Source organism: Shewanella marisflavi, from assembly GCF_002215585.1.
Taxonomy (GTDB): domain Bacteria; phylum Pseudomonadota; class Gammaproteobacteria; order Enterobacterales; family Shewanellaceae; genus Shewanella; species Shewanella marisflavi.
Map to the genome: position 1 here is coordinate 1180841 of NZ_CP022272.1, position 18863 is coordinate 1199703.

Below are 18863 nucleotides of genomic sequence, written 5' to 3' on the forward strand. Positions count from 1 at the left end.
TTTTGTGCACATTTTTTGTTCGTTAAGTATAGTGATGATGATGTTTAAACCACTTGGGAGGAGATATGTTGGTTAAGTGGTGGCAAGCCTATGTGGCTTGGTGTGATCGTATGGGACTGACGCCGGAAAATCAGCGTTGCTGTGCTCCTAAACTTAGTGAGCCTGACTTGGTGTCGACTAAGCAGTCAAAAGCTGAAGCTGAGGCTAAATCAGCCGGTACAGAAGCGTTGAACGATGATGCCAAGCCCTAAACAAGCATTATCGGGTGTCGTCCCTCCAGAGCCTCCCTTAGCCATGATCGATAGTCATGTACATCTGGACTTCGATGAGTTCGACGCTGACCGGGATGCCTTAGTGGCATCGCTTAAACGGGCTGGGGTCAGGCAGGCTGTGATCCCAGGTGTCAGCCCACAGAAGTGGGCGAAACAGTTGCTTGTCGCCTCTTCGTATGATTTTAGCTATGGCTTAGGCGTTCATCCTTGGTATTGCAATCACAATTGGCAGCAAGATATTGAAAACTTGTCTAAACTGCTTGAAGTGCAGGGCGATGATCCTCGTCTGGTCGCTGTGGGGGAGTGTGGGTTGGATGGCCTCCATAGGCAGAGCTGGGGCTATCAGCTTCCCTGTTTTGAGGCGCAATTACAGTTGGCGCAACGACATAAGTTACCGGTGATCTTACATAGCGTTAAAGCTCACAATGAGGTGCTGGCGTTACTTAAGCGGTATCCCCTGGTGAAAGGAGGTGTCATACATGGCTTTTATGGCTCGATGCAATTGGCTCAGCGCTATGTGGATGCGGGGTGTTACATAGGAATTGGCCATCTGTTGTTAGAGGAAAAGGCGAAAAAATTGCAAGAAACCCTTGTCAAGTTACCGTTAGATCATCTGGTGATAGAGACTGATTTAGCCCTGGTTTCGCAGGTTAAAAAGCCAGACTTTGCCGATAAAACCGGCGGTTCCAGCTTAATTTTGCGTTTGCTAATCCAGAAAATCGCTAAATTGCAGAAAAAATCTAGCGTTCGCGTCTCAGAACAGGTGTTTCAAAATACGCTGCAACTCTTTGACCTCTAGTTTATTTTTAAAAAAACAGATGTTAATCGCACCAAGTTTTTTTTGTAAGGTCTTGAAATAAAACTTCAAAAACTTGATCAAAACGACGATTTTAGCCATACGGTCGGGTATAATCTGACGGTGAAAAAGGTTGGTTAACAACATAATTAAAAAGTATTAACAATAGGGTGATGGTTAATGGATATTTTAATGAGTTTAGTAGGGGTGGTCGTCCTACTCGGGATCGGTTTTTTACTGTCTAAAGACAGAAAAGCTATCAATATGCGTACCGTATTTGGTGCACTAGCGATTCAGGCGTTCTTCGCTGGTTTCGTGTTATATGTGCCAATCGGTAAAGACATTCTAAAAGGTGTTTCTGACGGCGTATCAAGCGTGATCAGTTATGCTCAAAACGGTATCAACTTCCTGTTCGGCGATTTAGCCCAGTTTAAAGTTGGTTTCATCTTCGCGATTAACGTTCTACCTGTTATCGTTTTCTTCTCTTCTCTAATCGCTGTGCTTTACTACCTAGGCATCATGCAGTGGATCATCCGTATCATCGGTGGTGGTCTACAGAAAGCCTTGGGTACCAGCCGCACAGAGTCTATGTCAGCAACTGCTAACATCTTCGTTGGTCAAACAGAAGCGCCACTTGTGGTTCGTCCGTTTATCGCGACTATGACTCAGTCTGAACTTTTCGCCATCATGGTGGGTGGTCTAGCGTCTATCGCTGGTTCAGTTCTTGCTGGTTACGCGCAGATGGGTGTACCAATTGAATACCTAGTAGCGGCGTCATTCATGGCTGCTCCAGGTGGTCTATTGATGGCTAAGCTGATGCATCCTGAAACAGATAAAACTGTTAACGAAATGGAAGAGCTGCCAGAAGATCCTGACAAGCCAGCTAACGTACTAGACGCTGCAGCAGCAGGTGCTTCATCTGGTATGCACCTTGCGCTAAACGTTGGTGCAATGTTGATCGCTTTCGTAGGCTTAATCGCTATGATCAACGGTATCATCGGTGGTGTGACTGGTATATTCGGTCTAGAAGGTATTACGCTAGAACTAATCCTAGGTTACATCTTCATGCCTCTTGCATTCCTTATCGGTGTGCCTTGGAACGAAGCCCTTGTTGCCGGTTCTTTCATTGGTCAGAAGATTGTTGTTAACGAATTCGTGGCTTACCTAAACTTTGCTCCATACCTAAAAGATGTTGCTGATGGCGGTGTCTTAGTTGAAGCAACAAACGCGGTTATGTCTGACAGAACCAAAGCGATTATCTCATTTGCACTATGTGGATTTGCGAACCTATCTTCAATCGCCATTCTGCTTGGTGGTCTGGGTGCAATGGCTCCTACACGTCGCCACGACCTAGCTAAACTTGGTCTACGCGCTGTGGTTGCAGGTTCACTTGCTAACCTTATGAGTGCAACGCTAGCAGGTCTTTTCCTAGCGTTATAAGTCTCAGGTAATTCCTTGGGGGGATGCCCCTGAACGACGACTCTGCCCAGCAGGGCAGAGTCAGCGTTAACCCAACCATTTTTCGTAAAATTTAGTAACAATATGGCCGTTTATCAGCCTTGCTGATGGAGAGCCGTGTGTAAATGAACTTCGATTCAGTGGGTGATTAATCACCAATATTTGAGATAAATCAGAAGTTTGTTTTGATGTTAGAATTTTGTGTTCGCATTTTTACATTAATTATATTGTGATTTAATCCAATTTGAGTAAAATGCGGCGCCAACAAAGAAAGAAACGCTGACTCGTAAAGAGCAGTAAAACCATAAAATAATGGGGTTGATGATGAAAAACGTTAAAACTTTAGCTTTAGCCGCTACTGCAGTAGCTGCAATGTCTGGCAACGCATTTGCTGCAGATCGCTCAGATATCTACGCTACCGATTATAAGTGGATGCAGTTCAATGCTATGTACGCTATCGACGAGCATCCAATTGGTGGTGATTCAGCACACCATAACTACCTAGAGATGGAATTTGGCGGCCGTAAGGGTATCGTTGATCTGTATGGTTATGTTGATGTGTTCAACCTAGGTAACGAAAGCTCTGGCGACAAGGCATCAGGTTCTGGCGCCAGCAAGATGTTCATGAAGTTCGCACCTCGTTTCTCTCTAGATGCGATCACTGGTACAGACCTGTCTTTTGGTCCTGTTCAAGAGCTGTACTTCTCTACTCTATTCAACTGGGGTGGTGGAGCAATTGGTGAAGACGTGAACGCTACTTTCTGGGGTATCGGTGCTGACGTAAACGTGCCTTGGTTAGGCAAAACTGGCATGAACCTATACGCTCACTATGACCTGAACGCAAAAGAGTGGAACGGTTACCAATTCTCTATGAACTGGTTCAAGCCTTTCCACTTCTTCGACAACAAGAGCTTCCTATCTTTCCAAGGTTATATTGATTGGCAGTTTGGTGGTGACGAAGACATGGGTAATGAATTCGTACCTATGACTGACAACGGTGGTGCAGCCTTCTTCGGTCTGTACTGGCACACTGACAACTACGCACTTGGTTATGGTATCAAAGGCTTCAAAGATGTATACCTGCTTGAAGATGGTGCTGGTATCGTTGGTCTAGAGACTACTGGTTGGGGTCACTACTTAACCGCAACTTACAAGTTCTAAATTGAACTAATGTAAGTCTTAGGAGCCGCGATATGGCGGCTCCTTATCTCTCACTCTGATTTGTCATGATTGTTTAATCAAAGTGGGTAATCTTTATCTAAGCATGGACTATATTAAATAGAGTTTGTTTACATAAAGGTTAGTAGTTTTACGCGCTAAAAAGGATTTTTCGCGGAAAGGCTGGAACACTGCTCTACAAAGTATAATTACTCGTTCCCCCTTCCCGGTCTTCAAGGATTCAAGTCGTGACCCTTGTGTCAGGATCGCTTCTGGTTAGTACCAGGGCATTGAATACCTGAATTAGTAAACTTGTTATGTCTTACTGATAAAACAAATTTACGGCAACGCCTGAAGGCCCGGCCATAAAAATAATCAAAAGATGCCAACTCTAGGTGCTGTCATACGTCAATTTTTTTATTTCTGAATTAATAATTTACGTTTCGGAGAGCTAATATGAGTGATTTAAAAAAAGCAGCACAAAAAGCCATTGAGCTAATGGACCTGACTACGCTAAATGATGACGATACCGATCAGAAAGTGATTGAGTTATGTCACAAGGCGAAGACACCTGCAGGTAACACTGCTGCAATCTGTATTTATCCTCGTTTTATTCCTATTGCTCGCAAGACCCTAAATGAAATGGGTTGTGAAGAGATCAAAATTGCGACAGTCACTAACTTCCCCCATGGTAACGATGATATCGCGATCGCTGTGCTAGAGACGCGTGCGGCCGTTGCCTATGGTGCCGATGAGGTGGATGTGGTGTTCCCATATCGTGCTCTGATGGAAGGCAATGAGACTGTGGGTTATGAGCTGGTCAAAGCCTGTAAAGAAGCCTGTGGTGACGATGTATTGCTTAAGGTGATTATCGAGTCTGGCGTATTGCAAGACCCTGCACTAATCCGTAAAGCCTCTGAACTGTCTATCGATGCTGGCGCTGACTTTATTAAGACCTCTACTGGTAAAGTGGAAGTGAACGCCACCTTAGAAGCGGCTGAGATCATGATGACGGTTATCGCAGAGAAGAACCCTAAAGTCGGATTCAAGCCAGCCGGTGGCGTGCGTGATGCTGCGGCTGCAGAAGAGTTCTTAGGCGTTGCTGAACGCTTGCTAGGTAAAGACTGGGCAACTCCACGTACCTTCCGTTTTGGTGCATCGAGCTTGCTGACTAACTTGCTACACACTCTGGAGTTAGGTGAAGCGCCACAGGGACCTCAAGGTTACTAATCAGCGTGGTTAGCGTTATTAGTTAAGTGTGATCTAAATCTATTTGATAACGCCAAAACTTGTATATAGTTATTGTAATTAAATTACGGTTTTGGCGTTAAAAAAGAGAGTTTGTCACTAAAAAACGATTTTTTGTGACAAATTCGGAGGCAGTACCATGTTTCTAGCACAAGAGATTATTCGTAAAAAACGTAATGGCGAAGCTTTGTCGACCCAGGAGATCCAGTTTTTTGTTCAAGGGATCACTAACAACACGGTTTCAGAAGGTCAAATAGCCGCTTTGGGTATGGCGGTCTATTTCAAAGACATGAACATGGATGAACGTATTGCGCTAACCACAGCCATGCGTGACTCTGGCACCGTTCTCAACTGGAAAAACCTTGGCCTGGATGGTCCTATCATCGACAAACACAGTACTGGTGGTGTGGGTGATGTGATCAGCCTGATGCTTGGCCCCATGGCCGCCGCCTGTGGTGGTTATGTGCCAATGATTTCAGGTCGTGGCTTGGGTCATACAGGTGGCACTCTGGATAAGTTCGATGCGATTCCGGGTTACCAGACAGAGCCTGACAGCGACCTGTTCAGAAAAGTCGTGAAAGAAGCGGGTGTCGCCATCATAGGCCAAACCGGTGATCTGGTTCCCGCCGATAAACGTTTCTATTCTATTCGCGATAATACCGCCACCGTTGAATCCATTTCTCTCATCACAGCTTCTATTCTTTCCAAAAAACTTGCCGCTGGCCTCGATGCACTTGCCATGGACGTCAAGGTAGGTAGTGGCGCCTTTATGCCGACCTATGAAGCCTCTGAAGAGCTTGCCCGCAGTATCACTGCAGTGGCTAATGGTGCAGGCACTAAGACTACAGCCCTGCTTACAGACATGAACCAAGTTTTGGCGTCATGTGCCGGTAACGCGGTAGAAGTAAAAGAAGCGGTTGATTTCCTAACCGGTGCTTATCGTAATCCGCGTCTTTATGAAGTGACCATGGGTCTGTGCGCCGAGATGTTACAGCTAGGTGGTCTTGCGGCAAATGAAGCAGAGGCTCGCGATAAGCTGAACAGGGTGTTGGATAACGGTAAGGCTGCAGATGTCTTTGGCCGTATGATCGCAGGCCTGGGCGGCCCGGCAGACTTTATCGAAAACTATGCTAAGTACCTGCCACAATCGCAAATTATTCGTCCTGTGTATGCTGACCGCAGCGGATTTGCTGCTGCGATGGATACCCGCGAGCTTGGCCTGGCGGTGGTGACCTTAGGTGGTGGCCGTCGTAAGCCTGGTGATGCACTCGATTATAGCGTAGGTCTGACTCAGGTATGTGCCCTGGGTGATGAGATCACCGCAGACAAGCCGATCGCCATGGTACATGCGCAATCGGAAAGCGCCTTCGAAGAAGCGGCTGCGGCCGTGAAGAAAGCGATTCACATTGGCGATGAAGCGCCAGAAAAAACACCAGAGATCTATCGGTACATTCGTCAGTCAGATCTCTAGGAGAGTAAAAGATGAAAAGAACAGTCATTATGATGCTCGACTCTTTTGGAGTGGGTGCAGCAAAAGATGCGGAAGCCTTCGGCGACACGGGCTCAAATACCTTCGGTCATATCGCTAAGGCATGTGCCGAGGGGAAGGCAAACGAAGGTCGTGAAGGCCCGCTTAAGCTACCTAACCTGGCCAAACTTGGCCTGGCACTTGCCGCCAAAGAGAGCACTGGCAGCTTTGCGGCTGGCTTCAGTGACGATGTTGAAGTGATTGGTGCTTACGGTCATGCCGATGAGCTGAGCTCGGGTAAAGATACGCCGAGTGGTCATTGGGAAATGGCGGGTGTGCCTGTGCTTTATGAGTGGGGCTACTTTAGCGACTTGAAAAACTCTTTCCCTAAAGAGCTGACCGATAAGATTTTAGAGCGTGCGGGTTTATCAGGTTTTCTGGGTAACTGCCACGCGTCAGGTACTGCGATTCTCGAAGAGCTCGGCGAAGAGCATATGCGCTCTGGACTGCCTATCTTCTATACCTCGGCAGACTCAGTGTTCCAAATCGCTTGTCATGAAGAGACATTTGGTCTGGAAAACCTCTATACCTTGTGTCAGATCGCCCGTGAAGAGCTTGAGCCATACAACATCGGCCGTGTTATAGCCCGTCCATTCGTTGGTAAGGACCCAAGTGATTTCGCCCGTACCGGTAACCGTAAAGACTATGCGGTTGAGCCACCATCAAAGACTGTACTCGACAAGTTAAAAGAGGCCGGTGGTGAAGTGGTGAGTGTGGGTAAGATTGCCGATATTTATGCCCATTGCGGTATTACTAAGAAGGTCAAGGCTACAGGTCTAGAAGACTTGTTCGATGCCACTTTAGAGCAGGTAAAGCAGGCCGGTGACCGTACCATCGTGTTTACCAACTTCGTTGATTTCGACTCTCACTATGGCCATCGCCGCGATATCGCCGGTTATGCTCGCGCGCTGGAGTACTTCGACAGCCGTCTGCCAGAGATGTTGGCACTGCTGGGTGAAGAAGATCTTCTGCTGCTGACCGCAGACCATGGTTGTGACCCAACTTGGCAAGGTACAGATCATACCCGTGAGCGCGTGCCTGTATTGGCCTATGGCGCTGGCTTAGCACCAGGCTCTTTGGGGCGCCGTAATAGCTTCGCCGATATCGGTCAGAGCATTGCGACTTACTTCGGTCTGGAGCCGATGGAATACGGCGAATCATTTGTCGCCTAGGTGACAAGGATGGCTTCAGGCCATCCTGCTAACATATTAAGATTTGGTGGCTTCATTCGGCCACCGCTACTAGAAAAAGACTTAAGTCTAAAAATAGGGGTTATATAGATGGCTACACCACACATTAATGCAGTTGACGGTGCATTCGCTGATACAGTGTTATTCCCAGGCGATCCACTACGTGCTAAGTACATTGCAGAAACTTTCCTTGAGAACGTTGAGCAAGTGACTGACGTGCGTAACATGCTAGGTTTCACAGGTACTTACAAAGGCGTACGTATCTCTGTGATGGGTTCAGGCATGGGTATTCCTTCTTGCTCTATCTATGCGACTGAGCTGATCAAAGATTACGGCGTGAAGAACCTGATCCGCGTGGGTACTTGTGGTGCGATCAGCACTGACGTTAAGGTACGTGACGTGATCATCGGTATGGGTGCTTGTACTGACTCTCAAGTTAACCGTCTACGTTTCAAAGGCCAAGATTTCGCGGCTATCTGTGACTATGGTTTGTTAAGCGCCGTGGTTAAGGCTGCCGAAGCAAAAGGCACTAAGTACCGCGTAGGTAACGTTTTCTCTGCTGATCTTTTCTACACGCCAGATCCAGAAATGTTCGACGTGATGGAGAAAATGGACGTACTAGGTGTTGAGATGGAAGCCGCTGGTCTATACGGCGTTGCCAAAGAGTTTGGTGCTAAGGCGCTATGTGTGGTAACCGTATCTGATCATATTCGTACCGGTGAAAAGACCTCTTCTGACGAGCGTCAAACCACTTTCAACGAAATGATCGAAATGACACTGGAAGCGGCAATTACACTGTAATTATCACGCAAGTGTTCAGTAAAAACGGGCCTATTGGCCCGTTTTTTTGTGTCTGCTCTGAGATGTTCTAAGTCTTAGCCCGGCTTATGCGGCGCCGAAGAATTGTCTTTATCTTTGGCCTGGGACTGTTTCTTAGCACTGCCTTGCTCTGAGTCACTGGCAGCATCCGGGGAGGCGTCGTTGCTTTCCTGCGCATCACCCGATCCCAAAGTGGCAGCGAGTTTCTTACCCAGTCTGATCTTGGTCTTGCGGCGGTCAAAGTCGGCCCGTTTAAAGGAGAGGGCGCGCGAGAGCAGCATGCCAATCAGGCCGGCGATGATCAGCATCATCTGCTGTTGCTCCATGTTGAGCTGGTGCGCCTCTTTGATCTCGTTGAAGAAGCGCTGCGGCACCAGTCGCACTTCGATATAGCCGAGATTTTTATCATCTTGCAGTACGGCTTCGACATAGGGTGGGTAGGCAGAGAGCAGTGCTTTTAACTCATCAGATTCAGGTTCTAATGGCTCATCGGTGACGCTCTGGGCGAAGGCTAGGCGTTGCCCTTGCTCACTAAATATGGTCGCCGACATCACTTTAGGATCCAACACCAAAGCGCTGGTGAGCCACTGCAGTTGCTCGTCATTTTGCAGTTGCAGGGCTGGGGCTGCACCATAGGCGGTCTGCTGCACTAATAAACGTGCCATCTTTTGGGTTTGGGACTTTAGAAGCTGCTGGCCTTGTAGTAGGCTAGTTTCCCATAACTGAAACAGCCCCACCATGAGTGCAATGGCGACACTGAACTGTAGCAGTCGCGTTAGCCTTTGGGTCTTTTTGAGTCCTTTAAGAAAAAACACTTTGTACCTGAAGATGATAAGGGTTTTATTAATCATAATGGATTATCTACAAACCCGATACCCGGAGAAGCATGACTAATGGCAAATCAGCGACAAAACGCACTGTTTTCATGGATATACGATGAGCTCACCCCAAGCTTTACCTTAGGGGACTGTCATCTATTGCGCCACCAGGAAGCCAAGGCTCCTCAGGCTGGCTTGCGTCTGCGCTTGGTATATCAAGAGCTGATAACAGAAGCTCTGATTGCCGAGCGAATCGCTGCAACGACCAAGGCGTTAAGTATTGCCGTCATCTCGCGTCAAAATGATCTTTACTGCATCGAACTTTGCCTCGACAAAGAGCCGGGGCAGCTTCTCGCCGAAACCCTTGCGACACTGGATAATGTTGAGCTGTTTCTGATGAGTGAACAGTCACCTAGATTAGACCTGCCGGGGCTCTTGGTAATGGATATGGACTCGACGGCGATTCAGATAGAGTGCATCGATGAGCTAGCCGCCATGGCTGGAGTGGGTGAGGCGGTTGCCGAGGTCACGGAGCGTGCCATGCAGGGAGAGCTGGATTTCGAGCAGAGTTTACGCGAGCGTGTGGCTAAGCTGGCTGGCGCCGATGCCTGCATCATAGATACCCTGTGCGGTAACTTACCTTTGATGCCTGGGCTGAAGGCCATGGTGGCTGAATTACAGGCCCATGGTTGGCGTCTGGTGTTGGCCTCGGGTGGTTTTACTCCCTTTGTCGGTCATCTCAAACAGCTGTTAAATTTAGATGCCGCCTATGCCAACGAGCTGGTGATTGTCGATGGCAAGCTCAAAGGAGAAGTGATTGGCACTGTGGTGGATGCGCAGTTTAAGGCTGACACTGTGCTGCGTAGCGCCGAGACCTGGCAGATACCTCAGGGTCAAAGGTTGGCCATCGGTGACGGTGCCAACGATATTCCCATGGTGCAGGCGGCCGATTTTGGTATTGCTTACCACGCCAAGCCTAAGCTTGCGGCGGCTGCTGATGGCAAAATAGCTCAGCTGGATCTGCGCGTGCTGCCCTATATGTTACTCAAGTTGAACTAGCTTACCTATTGGACTCTTTAAGCGGCCCGGGCAGATATTGCCTGGGCTATGACCAAGTCTACCTACTCCCGGGGATTAGGGGTTACGAGCTTAAGGTATCTGGGGGGCTGTGTTTAAAACCTGCGATTTATCATTGATCTGAATACCTTTATTTTTTAACGCTTGTTTTTATTGTCTTAAGGGCGCTTTTCTTTCTTGTTTTATCCCTTTTAACTCAGTAAGTTAAGTTAAAAATCCTAACGGCAGTTTTATTTTGAGTCTCATCCAAGAATCCCGCTTTATTCCCTATCGACAAGGGCGGTTGCATTTGCGCCTGCTTAAGCGTCCCGACGCCGATATGACCCAGGCTCCTATTCTGATGCTCCATGGTGCCATGTCCAACGGCAGGGTCTTTTATAGCGAAAAGGGCAAAGGCCTGGGCTGTTATTTAGCCGAGGCAGGCTTTGTGGTGTATGTCCTCGATACCCTTGGGCGAGGGTTGAGCACGCCCAAATTAAGCGCCGGTGCCAGCCATGGACAGGGCGAAGTGATCCGCGAGCAGCTTCCCTTAGTGCAACATTATATCTTGTCTCAGCACCCAGAGACCCACAAGGTACATTGGTGCGGCCACTCATGGGGAGGGGTCTTGATGGCCAGCGCCATCGCCCGCTTTGATTTGTTCCAGAACAGTGTTGCTTCCTTATTGACCTTTGGTACCAAACGAGCCATCAAGGTGCGCTCCTTTAAAAAATGGTTGATGGTGGATTTAGCCTGGAATCGATTGGCACCGGCAATTGCCGCAGGTCATGGTTATCTGGCCGCCGACCGTTGGCGTATGGGGATGGATAATGAGACTAAGAGCTCCTTGCTGCAAAGTATCGACTGGGTCAGGGGCGAGTGGATCGATCATGACGATGGCTTTGATTATGCCAAGGCAGCTAAGACCCTCGCGGCAGAGAGGGGCTGGCCAAAGGCCTGGTTTATTGCTGGACTCGGCGATGAGGTGCTGGGGAATCCGGCCGATGTGCAGCGGATGATCAAAGAGTGTCACTTTAAGGAGGTTCGTTATACCTTGCTATCTAAGGCTAATGGCAACCTACATGACTATGGTCACGCCGAGATGCTTACTCATAAAGACGCCATTAAAGATCACTTTCCTCTGGTGCTGGCTTGGTATCACTCGTTTTAGGTCGGTGATGCCGCTTGCAGCTCTGGGTAGCGCAGTAACACCTCATCTGTGATATCCAGCAGTTCGCCAACCCCTATGATTTGCCACATTAACTGTTCCAGTTTTTTGGCCTTGTGCTGCGCATGCACACCGATATATTCCAGCTCGCGCTTGATATAGTGAATATCCGGCTTACCGGCTGCGCCGCGATAGATGCGCAGGGCCATGAAGCGTCCAAGGTTTTGGCTCTGACGGATAAAGTGAATTTGAGCCTGCTTGTCGCCTATCTCTCTTGCCTGTAGACATTTTATCTTGATACGCCCTTGAGATTGGCGAGAGATCTGGACATAGGTTTCAAAAAACTCCAGTCCATGCTGGGGCTTCATTTGCCGAATGGGATTAATAAAGTCATCTTTTAGGTGCCCTTTATCCAGCAGGGCGCTGAGATCATATCGCAGCGCTTCCTGGGTGGTGGCGGCAAAGAGGTCTGCGATCGCATTGGAGTGCTTGCTAACACCTAAGATACTCAATTTCGCCGATTTGCTGGTTTTCTCGATAAAGTAAGGCACTGAGGCCAGCTCTCGCATCAGCAGATTTTTCAGGCCATCGGAGAGTTCCTTCGTATCGCTGTTGGCTTCGGTGAGCTTTCTCAGCTTATCGTGATTGGCCTGGATCAATCGGTTCAGAAAGGCGACTCCCACGTGCGGGGTGTGGCCGACCATGGCAGCGAGATGTATGGTCACGCCGTTTTTACGGGTGCGGATAAGGCGATAGGGCAGCTGCGCCAAGCGAGTTTTACCTGCCAGGTGTTGTAACTTGGGAAAGGCGATCATCACGGGCGCAGTGGTATCAAAGTTGGCTGGTTCATCCAGAGTGACCTGCAAGCCTTTACCTGAAATATCTAAGGTAAATCCATGATGAGTCTGTTTATCCTGAGTGACGGTGACCAGCGTCTTAAAGGAGAAACGCGCCTCGTTGCGCCGCTCAGTAAATTGCAACGACAACAGCTTAATCTGGTCCTCTTGCAGTTTCTGCTGCCCAAAGCGTTTTAGCTCGTTGGCTTGATGACCTTTAGCATCCCACTGCTCATAATGGGCCAGCACCTCTTCATTGGTCAGATCTATCAGTTGCAGCACATGGGTAAAGCGTTTGAGCTGCGCCTCTGTCAAGGAGGAATAGTAGCTGGAGTCTCCCGGCAGTATGCTGGATTTGTAGGAGGTGTGGTGGTCTATCTCGTGGCTGACGATCTTAAAGATACGCCAGCTGGCTTTAGTGGTGCCAAAAGACAGAAAGAGTCCCAACAACTCGCTCTGTTTAAGTTCTGCCAGGCTAGCGGAGTAGAAGAAGATGGCGCCTTGAGCCTGAAAGGTAAAGCAGAAAAACAGGTTGTGGTCAGGGTCCAGAGGCGCATTAAACAGGGCTTGTAAACGCTCATGAGTCAACATGGCTCCTAGCTGGCTGACCGATTTCTCATCGACAAAATACTGTTGTAGTTTCTGGTTGTCACGGCTTAGTAGCTTATGGGTGATCTTATATTTCCCGTCCAGCTGTTCCACATACAGTGGAAGGTGTGGCAGATGGGGCAGGTAGTGACGCTCAAATCCCAGGCCGGTAGCGGCCACCAGGATGTCATTAATGTCGACCTTATAGCGGAATTTATATCCTTGGATCAGGTTGCCCAGCATGTCTGACAGGGCGTCGCTGCCGCCGATGCGCTTAAGGCGCATCCAGCTGTATTCATGATTGCTCTCAATATCGACCACCTGATATTCGACCCCTTTTTGCAGATCGTCGAAATAATATTCGGCGCTCAGTTCGAGCAATTTGACGATCAGAGGCTGGTCGGTATTGAAGTCGTGATTAACTGGCAAACGAATGCGGGCGCCGCCGACCGAGAGGTCGACCGTGATCCCTTTGACCTCGGCGCGTCCAGGTTGTAACACACCGATACGAATCGCATAGTTCATCCGCTCTTCACTACGATTGAAGTAGCTGCCTAAGATGGCACCTCTGGCCACAAAGGGGGTGAGGGCCTTATCGGCATTGGGCTCGCCCTCGCGCGCACGTTGACGGCGCTGCTTGTGCGCCTCCATCACCTGCTCGTAAACCCCTAATGTATATTGTCCCTGATACAGGGCGAGCACTTGCACAAAGTTTTCTTTGGCCGGGGCGTCGAGAAAATGGGTCTGGGCACCACTGTTAAAGGGTTCGCAGGCTAACTCAGATTTGTCTCTGAGATCGATAACCCGGGTGCAAGGCGAGGCGAGTCGGTTGAGTTCCATCTTGAGTAAGAAGCGGGTCGAGTTTGATTCTCCCGAGGTCAGGTGCTCAAACAACTCCTGGAAATTGGTTTCCATTAACAGAGGCTTTAGTTGTTCGATTAAGGCCTTATGCTGCTCTAAACTCATGGATAATATCTTTTCGACTCGTAATTGATGGTGCGGCTTATCTACCTGTGTCGGCAGGCTAAGTAAAAACTTGATAGCCCTATGTTTATTAAACACAATTTGCCGACTTTTTCGGCCAACGCGGCTTAATGATAGTCTTTGTAGCAGTGTAAGGTATTTTAACGCCGCTGTGGGAGGAAATTTTATCCGCTGTCGCCTGATCAGCCCTTCGCCGTGTCTGTTGTAAAGGGAGACTACAGCCTGATTAGATACTCATGTAGAATGCGGCCAAGACGCGGCGTCGATAACAGAGCCCTTAGTGCATCATAAGAGCAAGTGGTTCTCGGCCCCCAAATGGAATGTAAAGATGGCGATCAGATAACAATATGGCGAAGAACAAAACAGCATACGTGTGCAGTGAATGTGGTCAGGACTTTCCCCGTTGGCAGGGGCAATGTAATGCCTGCGGCGAATGGAACACCATCACCGAAGTGCGCCTGGCACCGGCCAAGTCCAATAGCAGTTCCGTTGCCGGTTACGCGGGAGCGGTAGGCGGTGGCTCTAAGAAACTCAGTGAAGTGGAGGAGTTTGAGGCCAAGAAACTGCTCACCGGCATCGGCGAACTGGATCGTGTGTTGTGCGGCGGCCTCACTACAGGTTCGGTTAATATTATCTCTGGCGATCCTGGCGCCGGTAAGACCACCATCTTGTCGGATCTGGTGTCACGTATGTCGCAGCTCATGCCATCGCTTTACTGTACCGCTGAAGAGTCTTTATCGCAGTTTAAGAACCGGGTTAACCGCCTCAAGTTGCAATGTAACGAAGATAATCTTTACTTGATGGCTGAGACCAATGTGGAAGCCATCATTGCCGAGCTGGAAGCCAAACAGGTTAAGTTTGCGGTGATCGACTCGATTCAGGCCGTAGTGACCGACTTGGCCAACGGCAGCCCAGGATCGCCGTCTCAGGTCAAAGGCAGTGCCCAGGCGCTCACCCAATACTGTAAGCAAAACAATGTCACCATGTTCCTGGTGGCCCACGTTAACAAGAACAATGAAACCGCCGGCCCGCAGACCCTTATTCATATCGTCGACTGCCTAACCCATCTTGAGTGTAACGATGGTCAGGTGCGTACCCTGAGGGCGAACAAGAACCGTTTTGGCGACGTGGATACCGTGGGGATCTTCAGGATGACAGAGCGGGGCATGATAAGTGTCGATAATCCCAGCGAGATCTTCTTATCTGGTTCCACCACAGAATCACCCGGCGCGGCGATCACTTGTATTCGTAAGGGCAATCGAAATTTACTGCTGGAGATCCAGTGCCTGACTACTGAGGTGGAAGGGGAGTTTCCCCAGCGGGTGTGTGTGGGTCTCAATATGAATCGGATCAAGATGCTTACCGGCATATTGCGCAAGCATACCCGCACCAAGATCTATCACGATACCTATTTTAACTTGGTCGGCGGGCTCAAGATTGATGAGTCGGAGACCTGCATCGACCTGGCCTTGGTGACAGCCCTGCTGAGCAGCTTGAACGAGTTTGTGGTGCCCAGAACCACCTGCATCATGGGTGAGCTGAGCCTCAATGGCGATGTCCGCCCTATCGACAGCGGCGTGCCCAGAGTCAAAGAGGCGGTGCAGCATGGCTTTACCGAGATCTTTATTCCCTATCGTAACTATCATAAATCGATGGAAGGGCTAGGCGCCAAGATTAATCCTATTAAGACAATCCACGAGCTGCTAGAGCTGATTAGTTAGTGCTTAGGTGTTCAAGGTAAAGATGCAGATAAGAATACGAAACGAAGTACCGGCTGATATTGCCGCAATTTATGCGCTGACTGAGGCGGCCTTTCTCGATGCGCCTCACACAGACCATACCGAGCAGTATATCGTGAATGCCCTGCGAGAGGCTGGCGCGCTGGCGATATCCTTGGTGGCCGAATGCGAGGGGCGCTTGGTCGGTCACTTAGCACTCTCATTGGTAACCATATCGGATAACAGCCCACACTGGTATGGACTCGGCCCCATCTCAGTGCTGCCCGAGATGCAGGGAAAAGGGATTGGCAGTCAGTTGATGCAAGCGGGTATTGAAGCGTTAAAAAAAGCAAAGGCCAACGGCTGCGTCTTATTGGGTGAGCCCAAGTTTTATCAGCGTTTTGGCTTTGCACCTACGACAGGGCTCGTGTTGCCGGGTGTACCTGAGGCGTATTTTCTTGCCCTTAAGCTTGCCGGTGAGCAGCCTGTGGGTGAGGTGAGCTATCACGCTGCCTTTCAGGTGAAAGGTGAATAGTCGTAATTAACATTGCCTGTCACTCGTTAAATGCCGCGACTTTGCGATTGGGTAATTTCGCTTGTTTGGCAATGCCCCTTTCGTCGGCAGAGGTTTGGTTTTTCACAGAGATCAACAAGGGGACGCTATGTCCCCTATTATTTGTATTGAGCTTAATGCCCTAAGTAATGCATCTACCCTTGATCATGTACTTCGATAAACATCTTGAGTTCGCGGTCGAGCAATGAGGCGTCGCCAATATTGAGCTCTAACATGCGCCTTAAGTGGCTGATGCTGTCGATATCGATATGTGAACATTCGAGCCCCAACTGACCGCCTTGTTGATGGATAAGTTGGGTTTCCATGGTCACTTCTACATCCGAGCCGTCCAAGGTGAAGCTGAGTTGCAGCGGGCCAGGGCTTGGCGCGAAGTCTTGGGGCTGTTCGACCAAGGCACCATTTAGGCTAAGGTCATGAAGCTTGGTCGACCATACTTTATCTTCTTGGGTAAGCGTCGCATTGACATCGAAGAAGATGCGCGAAAATTGCCGCCTTTCATCCATAATCTGTCCCTTGCTTCAGTGTGTGAGCCTTGCTTTATTAAGCTAAGCATAAGCTAACATGGGCCGAGTGTAAAAATCTTGATTTATATTTAGCTTTAGGCACTTGAAGCTACATTTTTCGACTCAAACTTCCTCGTGATGATCTGACGCGTTAATCCCCCTGTTTTAATCGCTAGGTCTTGATCCCAATGCCTGAGTCTGTGATGGGTAAAAGCCGCGTCAGATCTCATAATTGAGATAAAGCTTATATGCAATTATGAAAAATTGTGAATAATAGCCTTAACCTTTATTTAACGTGTCTGGGAGCGGGGTCATGGCCCTAACTTCGTTACAACCTTGTGTGCTTGTGGTCGATGATGAGGCGGTGATCCGTGCTCGCCTAAAAGGCTATTTCGAGAAAGAGGGTTACCGTGTACTCGAAGCCGCCGACGGTGAAGAGATGTGGCAGCAGTTTAGTCAGCAACATATCGATCTCGTGATGCTGGACATCAATCTGCCAGGTGTTGATGGCTTAAGCCTTACCCGTGAGCTGCGCAGCCGCTCCGACGTGGGGATCATTCTGGTTACCGGGCGCGATGAGGCGATCGATAAGATCATCGGCTTAGAGATGGGGGCGGACGATTATGTGACCAAGCCGTTTGAGCTGCGTGAACTATTGGTTCGGGTAAAGAATCTGCTCTGGCGCATCTCTCTGGTGAAAAAGGCGCAGCAACAGGCGATTGCTGAGCTTGAGCGCTGTGATGACCTTATCGAATTTGAAGACTATTGCCTGGCGCTTAACAGTCGCAAGCTCTCCAAAGGGGAGGAGGTGATTAAGTTAACCAAGGCCGAATTTGAACTGCTCAGTGCCTTTGTGCTGCATCCGCAGCAGGTGCTGAGTCGCGAGCGTTTGATGCAGCTGACCAGTCATCGCAATCAGGATGTCAACGACAGAACCATAGATGTGATTATTCGCCGCCTGCGTAATAAGCTAGATGCTGAACTCTTTGTGACTGTGCATGGCGAAGGGTATCTGTTTGCCGCTAAGGTTGACGACTAGCGCTGGGTGCGTCGACCCGGTAGATGGGGTAGAAATCTGCCGGGGCTAGGCTGCCTGTCAGTTTTTTGATCTCGATATTATCTGGGGTCAGTGTCTTTATCTTGGGGCCGATATCGCCAAAGGGCCCTTCGCCTTCGAGTTCCCGCACCGTAATCTCTATGGCAAGCCTGCCTTGTAATATCACCTGATCGTCACTGCTAAACGCGACCTTATGTCGATAGAGCCCTCTGAGGGTCGCCGGAGAAAGGTAACTGCTGACCAGTGCAATATTTGCGGGCGTGGCTTGCTGTGCCAGAGCGCCGATGGCGGCCTCTATGGCCACAGCGCTGCCGAGGATATAGTCAGGTTGATGATCCCCGAGTAGATGGTATAGCTGATCCCGGTAAAGGTCGCGGTTGTTATCGGCATGGCGGTTAGAGGAGATAGTCACTTGAGTGCCTTGCAGGGCGGCCATGATGCCTTGCTCAACCCAGGCACTCCCCCCCAGTTTTTCCGGGCCGGTCAAGAGCGCCAGACGTGCAGCTTTATTTCCAGCGGTGCGGCGGATGTAATCGCCGGCGTGCCAGCCCATCTGATACCAGTTGACGCCGATTCGTGTGGTTACCAAGGGACTGTCTAGCCGGTTGACCAGGGCGATGATGGGTTTACTGATCTGCCCCTGATAATGATTCATTAGCAGCGGATCGACCGTGCCAAGTAAGATGGCGTCGAAATCGTTTGTCATGCAGTAATTGAGTTGCTCTAGCTGCTTGGTCTTACCGTAGTAGCTACCGGCTTCAAACAACTCAAGGGCAATACCTAACTGCTTAGCTCGGCTAACCAGGCCATAGTCTATACCGATCCAGTAGGCATCTTTGAGATGAGGAACCAAGACGCAAATTCGCCAAGGGGTTTGTGCCTTAGTTAGTGGCTGATAGGCCAGTTTATTGACCTCTTGTATTTTAGCGTTGTAGGGGCGGCGCTGCTCAAGGGGCCAGGTGGTGTCAGCAAGTGCCTGAGCCTGCATGCTCAGGCAGGCAAAAAATGTCAGCAAGGGCAGGAAAAATCGATATTTATTATGCTTCACCACGGGGCACTCAGTATAATGTAACCAGACGCATGTTATTGATT

At 49.3% G+C, this 18863-nt stretch carries 17 protein-coding genes; 13 read left to right on the forward strand and 4 right to left on the reverse strand.

Annotated features, from left to right (window positions below):
- Nucleotides 1-65: 65 nt before the first annotated feature.
- The 8 genes from CFF01_RS05305 to deoD all read left to right on the forward strand — a co-directional run bounded on the left by CFF01_RS05305 (nucleotide 66) and on the right by deoD (nucleotide 8451).
- Entirely contained in the window at nucleotides 66-251 is a 186-nt protein-coding gene (locus CFF01_RS05305) for a hypothetical protein (RefSeq protein ID WP_088904103.1), read from the forward strand.
- On the forward strand, nucleotides 235-1071 hold the full coding sequence (locus CFF01_RS05310) for a TatD family hydrolase (RefSeq protein ID WP_332459638.1): 837 nt from the start codon (nucleotides 235-237) through the stop codon (nucleotides 1069-1071). The genes CFF01_RS05305 and CFF01_RS05310 overlap by 17 nt, the downstream gene beginning before the upstream one ends.
- A gap of 177 nt (nucleotides 1072-1248) precedes the next feature.
- A complete protein-coding gene (locus CFF01_RS05315) occupies nucleotides 1249-2508 on the forward strand; it encodes a NupC/NupG family nucleoside CNT transporter (protein ID WP_088904104.1) in 1260 nt (419 codons plus the stop codon).
- Between the two features lie 342 nt (nucleotides 2509-2850).
- The gene (locus CFF01_RS05320; protein ID WP_088905884.1) at nucleotides 2851-3687 is read left to right on the forward strand and encodes a nucleoside-specific channel-forming Tsx family protein; all 837 of its coding nucleotides are present in this window, start codon (nucleotides 2851-2853) and stop codon (nucleotides 3685-3687) included.
- A gap of 453 nt (nucleotides 3688-4140) precedes the next feature.
- Entirely contained in the window at nucleotides 4141-4914 is a 774-nt protein-coding gene (deoC, locus tag CFF01_RS05325; protein WP_088904105.1) for a deoxyribose-phosphate aldolase, read from the forward strand.
- Between the two features lie 157 nt (nucleotides 4915-5071).
- Nucleotides 5072-6403, forward strand: coding sequence for a thymidine phosphorylase (deoA, locus tag CFF01_RS05330; protein WP_033537415.1), 1332 nt, complete (start codon nucleotides 5072-5074; stop codon nucleotides 6401-6403).
- Between the two features lie 11 nt (nucleotides 6404-6414).
- The gene (locus tag CFF01_RS05335) at nucleotides 6415-7632 is read left to right on the forward strand and encodes a phosphopentomutase (RefSeq protein WP_033537416.1); all 1218 of its coding nucleotides are present in this window, start codon (nucleotides 6415-6417) and stop codon (nucleotides 7630-7632) included.
- 108 nt (nucleotides 7633-7740) lie between these two features.
- On the forward strand, nucleotides 7741-8451 hold the full coding sequence (deoD, locus tag CFF01_RS05340) for a purine-nucleoside phosphorylase (protein ID WP_033537417.1): 711 nt from the start codon (nucleotides 7741-7743) through the stop codon (nucleotides 8449-8451).
- A 74-nt stretch (nucleotides 8452-8525) separates the two neighbouring features.
- Here deoD and CFF01_RS05345 read toward each other — a convergent pair whose 3' ends face one another.
- A complete protein-coding gene (locus CFF01_RS05345; protein WP_232479511.1) occupies nucleotides 8526-9320 on the reverse strand; it encodes a YtjB family periplasmic protein in 795 nt (264 codons plus the stop codon).
- 42 nt (nucleotides 9321-9362) lie between these two features.
- On the opposite strand from CFF01_RS05345, the gene serB reads away from it, so the two are divergent.
- Together serB and CFF01_RS05355 are read left to right on the forward strand one after the other, a co-directional pair.
- Nucleotides 9363-10346 carry a phosphoserine phosphatase SerB gene (serB, locus tag CFF01_RS05350; RefSeq protein WP_088904106.1) on the forward strand — a complete coding sequence of 328 codons (984 nt, stop codon included), beginning with the start codon at nucleotides 9363-9365 and terminating at the stop codon, nucleotides 10344-10346.
- 253 nt (nucleotides 10347-10599) lie between these two features.
- Nucleotides 10600-11514 carry an alpha/beta fold hydrolase gene (locus CFF01_RS05355; RefSeq protein ID WP_088904107.1) on the forward strand — a complete coding sequence of 305 codons (915 nt, stop codon included), beginning with the start codon at nucleotides 10600-10602 and terminating at the stop codon, nucleotides 11512-11514.
- Here the strand turns inward: CFF01_RS05355 and CFF01_RS05360 are convergent.
- Nucleotides 11511-13901: a PilZ domain-containing protein gene (locus tag CFF01_RS05360; protein ID WP_088904108.1), complete on the reverse strand. Its 2391-nt coding sequence runs from the start codon at nucleotides 13899-13901 to the stop codon at nucleotides 11511-11513. The genes CFF01_RS05355 and CFF01_RS05360 overlap by 4 nt on opposite strands.
- A gap of 365 nt (nucleotides 13902-14266) precedes the next feature.
- On the opposite strand from CFF01_RS05360, the gene radA reads away from it, so the two are divergent.
- Together radA and CFF01_RS05370 are read left to right on the forward strand one after the other, a co-directional pair.
- Nucleotides 14267-15640, forward strand: a complete 1374-nt coding sequence (gene radA / locus CFF01_RS05365; RefSeq protein ID WP_033537421.1) for a DNA repair protein RadA — start codon at nucleotides 14267-14269, stop codon at nucleotides 15638-15640.
- A 22-nt stretch (nucleotides 15641-15662) separates the two neighbouring features.
- Nucleotides 15663-16172, forward strand: coding sequence for a GNAT family N-acetyltransferase (locus CFF01_RS05370; RefSeq protein WP_088904109.1), 510 nt, complete (start codon nucleotides 15663-15665; stop codon nucleotides 16170-16172).
- A 173-nt stretch (nucleotides 16173-16345) separates the two neighbouring features.
- On the opposite strand, the gene CFF01_RS05375 is transcribed toward CFF01_RS05370, so the two are convergent.
- On the reverse strand, nucleotides 16346-16714 hold the full coding sequence (locus CFF01_RS05375) for a PilZ domain-containing protein (RefSeq protein WP_033537423.1): 369 nt from the start codon (nucleotides 16712-16714) through the stop codon (nucleotides 16346-16348).
- Nucleotides 16715-17027: 313 nt separating this feature from the next.
- Between CFF01_RS05375 and torR the strand changes: the two genes are divergently transcribed.
- Nucleotides 17028-17753 carry a two-component system response regulator TorR gene (gene torR, locus CFF01_RS05380; RefSeq protein WP_088904110.1) on the forward strand — a complete coding sequence of 242 codons (726 nt, stop codon included), beginning with the start codon at nucleotides 17028-17030 and terminating at the stop codon, nucleotides 17751-17753.
- On the opposite strand, the gene torT is transcribed toward torR, so the two are convergent.
- Nucleotides 17737-18822 carry a TMAO reductase system periplasmic protein TorT gene (gene torT, locus CFF01_RS05385; protein WP_088904111.1) on the reverse strand — a complete coding sequence of 362 codons (1086 nt, stop codon included), beginning with the start codon at nucleotides 18820-18822 and terminating at the stop codon, nucleotides 17737-17739. The two genes, torR and torT, sit on opposite strands and share 17 nt — an antisense overlap.
- Nucleotides 18823-18863: the final 41 nt, after the last annotated feature.